At 40.8% G+C, this 5438-nt stretch carries 6 protein-coding genes; all 6 read left to right on the top strand.

From position 1 onward, the window contains the following. Positions 1-545: hypothetical protein (locus AC1DWN_RS27020; RefSeq protein WP_477561982.1), on the top strand; the 545-nt coding region annotated here is incomplete at its 5' end. A gap of 16 nt (positions 546-561) precedes the next feature. Next, on the top strand, positions 562-2250 hold the full coding sequence (locus AC1DWN_RS27015; protein ID WP_477561981.1) for a vWA domain-containing protein: 1689 nt from the start codon (positions 562-564) through the stop codon (positions 2248-2250). Positions 2251-2316: 66 nt separating this feature from the next. Next, the gene (locus AC1DWN_RS27010) at positions 2317-3456 is read left to right on the top strand and encodes a toxic anion resistance protein (protein WP_477561980.1); all 1140 of its coding nucleotides are present in this window, start codon (positions 2317-2319) and stop codon (positions 3454-3456) included. Between the two features lie 136 nt (positions 3457-3592). Further along, positions 3593-3892, top strand: a complete 300-nt coding sequence (locus AC1DWN_RS27005) for a hypothetical protein (RefSeq protein WP_477561979.1) — start codon at positions 3593-3595, stop codon at positions 3890-3892. Positions 3893-3987: 95 nt separating this feature from the next. Next, positions 3988-4932, top strand: a complete 945-nt coding sequence (locus AC1DWN_RS27000) for a helix-turn-helix transcriptional regulator (protein ID WP_477561978.1) — start codon at positions 3988-3990, stop codon at positions 4930-4932. A 51-nt stretch (positions 4933-4983) separates the two neighbouring features. After that, on the top strand, positions 4984-5438 hold a 455-nt coding region (locus AC1DWN_RS26995; RefSeq protein ID WP_477561977.1), incomplete at its 3' end, for a DinB family protein.

Here is a 5438-nt window from a genome sequence, read left to right as displayed (position 1 = left end):
CTCCAATTGTTACGTATGTCAAAGACATTAAAACACATGAGGATTACATAGTTGCTCTAACCCATTATAAAAATGAAAAGGTGTTAAAGAAGGATATTCTTCTTGCTCTGGATCAATTGAATCGATTAGAAAAGAAGAAGGATACCTTGTTGAATGTCCTTAGTCAGAGATTTGATCAAACAGAGTTAAGCTACAAGAAATTCATTTCTGTCATTTATGAGATAGAAAAACTTTTTTATCTGAATATCAGTGGCATTCTTATTAAGCTTAGTGTCTTCGATGCATCAGAGCTAGCAACCTTTGCTAATCAGCAAAGATCTGCAAAGTTTTCTAATAAATTGGTTCAAGAAAAAACAGAACTATTTAATGAGTACTTAGCTAACGTTACTGGATATCTTGGAGCAAATGAAGAAATTTTGTTGAAATTAGATAAGTTGCTGTTGGAGATATCTCGACTAGGAAGTACAGATTATCGAGATGTCGAAGAGATGCCTTGCATGAAGGAAATAGACGCTTTAATCAAGCAGACGAAATTTTATACGTAATAAAGGGGAGATGAGTGTGGCCAGTAAAAGCAAAGCGTTTGTAGTATTAGTGGTTATCGCAGCGATCGTTTTTGGTCTTGTCTATTATGGGATCAGCTTAACATCTAATTTAGGGAAAACAAAAACACAAGTAACTTCAGAGGATGCTGATAAACGACTAGATAAGCTCTACAAAAATATTTCGGTAGCTACCGAGGAACAAATAAAGGGGCAGATAGACCTTGATCCTGTTGGAGCCGGTGATTCATTGCCCGATATTTCTAAATTTCCTATCTCTGTAGCTAACACAACGGACAGTTTCGTAGAGATTTTCTCCTCTACAGAGAAATCAGGCACTGGAATTGACGGGTGGTTAAATGAAGTAGCTACTGAATTTAATAAGTCCAATATTGAAGTAAATGGAAAGGCTATTTCAGTTAAAATTCGTAATATTGCTTCGGGTACCGCCACGGATTATATAAGATCTGGTAAGTATGTTCCGGATGCCTTCACTCCGTCAAATGAGTTGTGGGGTGAAATGGTCAAAGCACAAGGAATTAACACACAGCTAATATCGAAGCGGCTTGTCGGAAATGTAGCAGGTGTTGTGGCAAAGAAGTCAAAATATGATGAGTTGGTAGAAAAGTACGGTTCTCTAAACATTAAAACGATTACAGACGCTATAGCGGACAATGAACTCGCCATGGGATACACGGATCCATTCGCCAGTTCTACCGGATTAAACTTTCTCGTGACTGCTCTTGAGACTTTCGATAGCACTGATTTACTTGGAGACAAAGCGGTTCAAGGATTCGAGAAATTTCAAGCAAATGTACCTTTCATTGCGTCCACAACGATACAAATGCGTGATGCAGCCAAGTCTGGGATGCTTGATGCTTTCGTCTTAGAATATCAAACCTATGTAAATGCTGCAGATCTTAAGGGAGGTTATGTTTTTACTCCTTTTGGTGTGAGGCATGACAGCCCGCTTTACGCCTTGGGTGATTTACCACAAGATAAGTTGGAAATGATTAAGAAGTTTGCCGAGTTCGTAGAACAAGAGAAATATCAAAGTTTAGCTGATGAGAGGGGCTTCAATGGCTTAGAAGATTACCATTCAGAACGTGAAGTAGTTGATGGTAGCCTTTTATCCTCTGCACAGAAATTGTGGAAGGAAAAGAAAAATGGAAATAAACCGATTGCTGCGGTATTTGTAGCCGATGTATCAGGAAGTATGGCTGGTGAACCTCTAAATCGATTGAAGGAGTCGTTATTAACAGGTCAGAAGTACTTGGGCAGGGATAATAGTATTGGCTTTGTATCTTACTCCAGCAGTGTTTCAATCAATCTTCCTATAGCGAAGTACGACACGAATCAGCAGTCCATGTTTGTAGGAGCTGTAGACAGCCTTCAGGCTGCGGGCGGTACAGCCACCTTTGATGGTATTGTGGTGGCGATGAAAATGCTTAAAGCTGAATTAGCACTTAACCCGGATATGAAGCCTTTAATCTTTGTTTTAAGTGATGGAGAAACCAACGAAGGGCATTCACTTAAGGATATCAGAGAGTTAATTGAGACCTACAAAATCCCCATTTACACGATTGGCTACAATGCCGATATAAAAGCACTTCAAAACATCTCAAGTATTAATGAGGCAGCTAGCATCAATGCAGATACAGACGATGTTGTTTACAAAATAAGCAATCTACTGAATGTTCAGATGTAATTTCATTTCTAAGCGCGAGCGTTCGCAGCAAGTTCTGCTTCTCAAAACTTTTTAGGAGGGGTTGCAATGTCATTTACAATGGAAGTGGTAAGCCCAGAAAAGCTTAAGTCAGTTATTGAAGAACAGGTTAAACCGGAGCCTGAGGAAATATCTCAGCTTAAAGAGCTGGCGGCAAATAATGTTTCGACCATTTTGGCCTTGGATGTGGAGTCCATAGAAAAGCGCAAAGAGATCCTGCAATCCATTGATAGCTTTGGTGTCGGTACAATGCGATCATCCTCGGAGAAAAATTCCCTCTTGCAAGTATCAGTAGGAAATTTATCGAAAACGGGCGATGAGGGTGGCCAAGTAGCAAAAGGTTTAACTGAACTGCATCTACAGTTGAAGGATCTGGATCCGAGTGCAGTAGACTTCGCAAAGCGAGGATTCCTTGGGAAGTTTTTTAATCCTCTGCGGACCTATTTTGTTAAGTATCAAAGAGCAGATGCAGTCATTTCGGATATTATCACTTCATTGGATAAGGGCAAGTCGGTGCTAAAGAATGACAATACTACGCTGCAATTTGAACAGCAGGCACTACGGGATCTTACAAAAAGGCTGCAAAAGGAAATCCAGCTCGGCATGCTGATGGATTCAGAGATAGAAACTCAAATTGAAGATGCCAAATTACGCAACGAGTCCGAAGATAAAGTACGGTTCATAACAGAAGAAGTGCTGTTTCCGTTGCGGCAGCGCGTGATGGACTTGCAGCAAATGATGGTCGTTAATCAACAGGGAATTATGGCAATCGAGGTTGTAATGAGAAATAACAAAGAGCTGATTAGAGGGGTGGATAGAGCGAGAAATGTAACTATTTCAGCTTTGAAAATTTCAGTTACGGTAGCGAGTGCGCTCTATAATCAAAGAATTGTCCTCCAAAAAATCGAACTTCTCAATCAAACCACTGACAGTCTAATTAGTGGCACCTCAAAAATGCTGAAAGATCAAGGCGCGGCGATTCATAAACAATCTCTTGAGGCCAGTATTTCAGTAGACACTTTAAAGCAGGCATTCACAGACGTGTTATCTGCTCTAGATTCTATTAGCACTTACAAGCAGGAGGCACTGCCTAAAATGCGAGAAACCATTAATCAGTTCAGAGAACTGGCTGATACCGGTGAACAGCAGATTGTGCGTCTAGAGAAAGGWCAAAGGTTGGGTTTGTAGTAAAGGATATGATTTGTAAGAGTGCGTAGCTATTACGCACTCTTTTTTTTGTTTGCATGGAAGGGTGTAAGTAGCCTCTTTGTAAAGTGCAGTTTATCTTTGGTATAGTTAGCGTAGTAAATAGTGGAGGTTATCAATGAATTGGATTGCTGTACAGTCTTATTTTAAAGTGGAGAGAAAAATAACTAGCCTAGAGCAACTAACAGTTGTTGAAGATCGGCTGATGTATTTATATAAGGAGAGAATAGTGACTAAGCATCGGGAATTTCCAATCCTAGATGTATTTGATTTATCTTATAAACAGATCGGGGGAGAGGGAGGATTGCTTTATTTGCATACAAGGCAAGGCGTATTCTCCTATACGATTAAAAACCATCCGCAGCTCTTCATTGATACGTTTAAAGAACTGGTTCGAGACTCTTCAATCATTGATTGATGGCGTGAAAATTGAACCGAGCCCAATGAATTGATGACATGCATGGTGTCACCAATACTATGTTATTCTGAGAGTAGAAAGGAGGAAATACAGTTTTGAAAAAGGTTGATAGGCTAATGGCTATCCTGATCGCTCTGCAGCAAAAAACGGTGACAGCGCAATCTTTAGCCGATCAATTAGAGGTTTCCAAAAGAACCATTTTGCGTGATATGGAAGCTCTATCCGAAATGGGTATTCCACTTTATGCAACGACCGGTCCAAGCGGAGGATTCCATCTGATGGACAGCTACAAATTGCCACCACTGCATTTCGACTCCCAAGAAGCTCTAACTTTATTGTTTGCGTTGAATGCATTGACGAAGCTGTCCGATACGCCATTCAATCAGGCCCGCTGGACTACGATGAATAAGATAAGAGCGATCATGCCGCAGAGTATTCTTGAGCAAGTCGAACCGGTTCTGAATCATATTGAAATGGATGTTCCAAATCGCAGCTATAAGACCCCTTTGTTATCGGAACTGCTTACCTTTGCTGCGGAATCCATATGGATAAATGCTCATTACCGTTCCGAAAAGCATCAAAGATGGCTGCAGCTGTTACCTCATCGGGTTTATATGGCTTATGGGTTTTGGTATTGTGAAGCTTATTCCATTCAACATCAAGAACTGCGCAACTTCCGAGCTGATCGATTTGAGCAGATTGTGGCCATGGACAAATCGGAATCGGACATCTACCAAGCACAAATGGTGCCAAAAAAATCGGATGACATCTCACAGCCCATTCGTGTCCTAGTAAAACTTACTTACCGAGGGGCCTTGCTTGCGGAACGAGATCCGCATATTGGAGAATACGTGAAACCCGTTTCAGATGACGAATGGGAACTCGATTTTATGTGCCCTGTATCAGAGTGGACCTGGGCGATCCAATTTTTCTTTACGCTTGGATTAGATGCCGAGGTATTGGAGCCTCTTGCATTAAAGAAAGAAATCTTTGGAATAGCTAGTCAGTTAAGCAGTCGTTATCAGCAAGTAAATGGATAGTTAATGTGGTTTAATATTAATCTCATTACATAAGAGAAGGGAATGTTTTTCATGAGTGGTGTTATGCATATTCGTGATCATCTGCTGGAGGAGCTTGAGCTTTCAGTAAGAACGACTGAAAATCTAATTAAGCGGATTAAGCCGGAGGAATGGAACTATCAGCCACAAGACAATATGAGGAGTTTGCTGCAGCTTGTGCATCACCTAGTCTCTATTCCAGCATCCGATCTGGCGATTCTTCAAGAATCAACACAGCAGGAAGTGGAGAAGGTCGAGACTAGTGTTTCTGAAATAATTGATCCTGTGGAATTGGCCAACCGTTTGCGCTCAAATTATGAAGCATTGAAGGAATATATGACATCCTTAACCGAAGATGAGCTGCTTAACAAATCAACAAAAGCTTTTTACTTAGATCACGGTGCCGTTCAGATAAAATGGTTGATTGAGATCGTTACGCACACCTTCCATCATCGCTCTCAGCTCTACAATTATTTGAAGCAGCAAGG

It is taken from the genome of Paenibacillus sp. P4_A7 (genome assembly GCF_056402455.1).
This window is presented reverse-complemented; position numbering and strand designations above follow the sequence as displayed.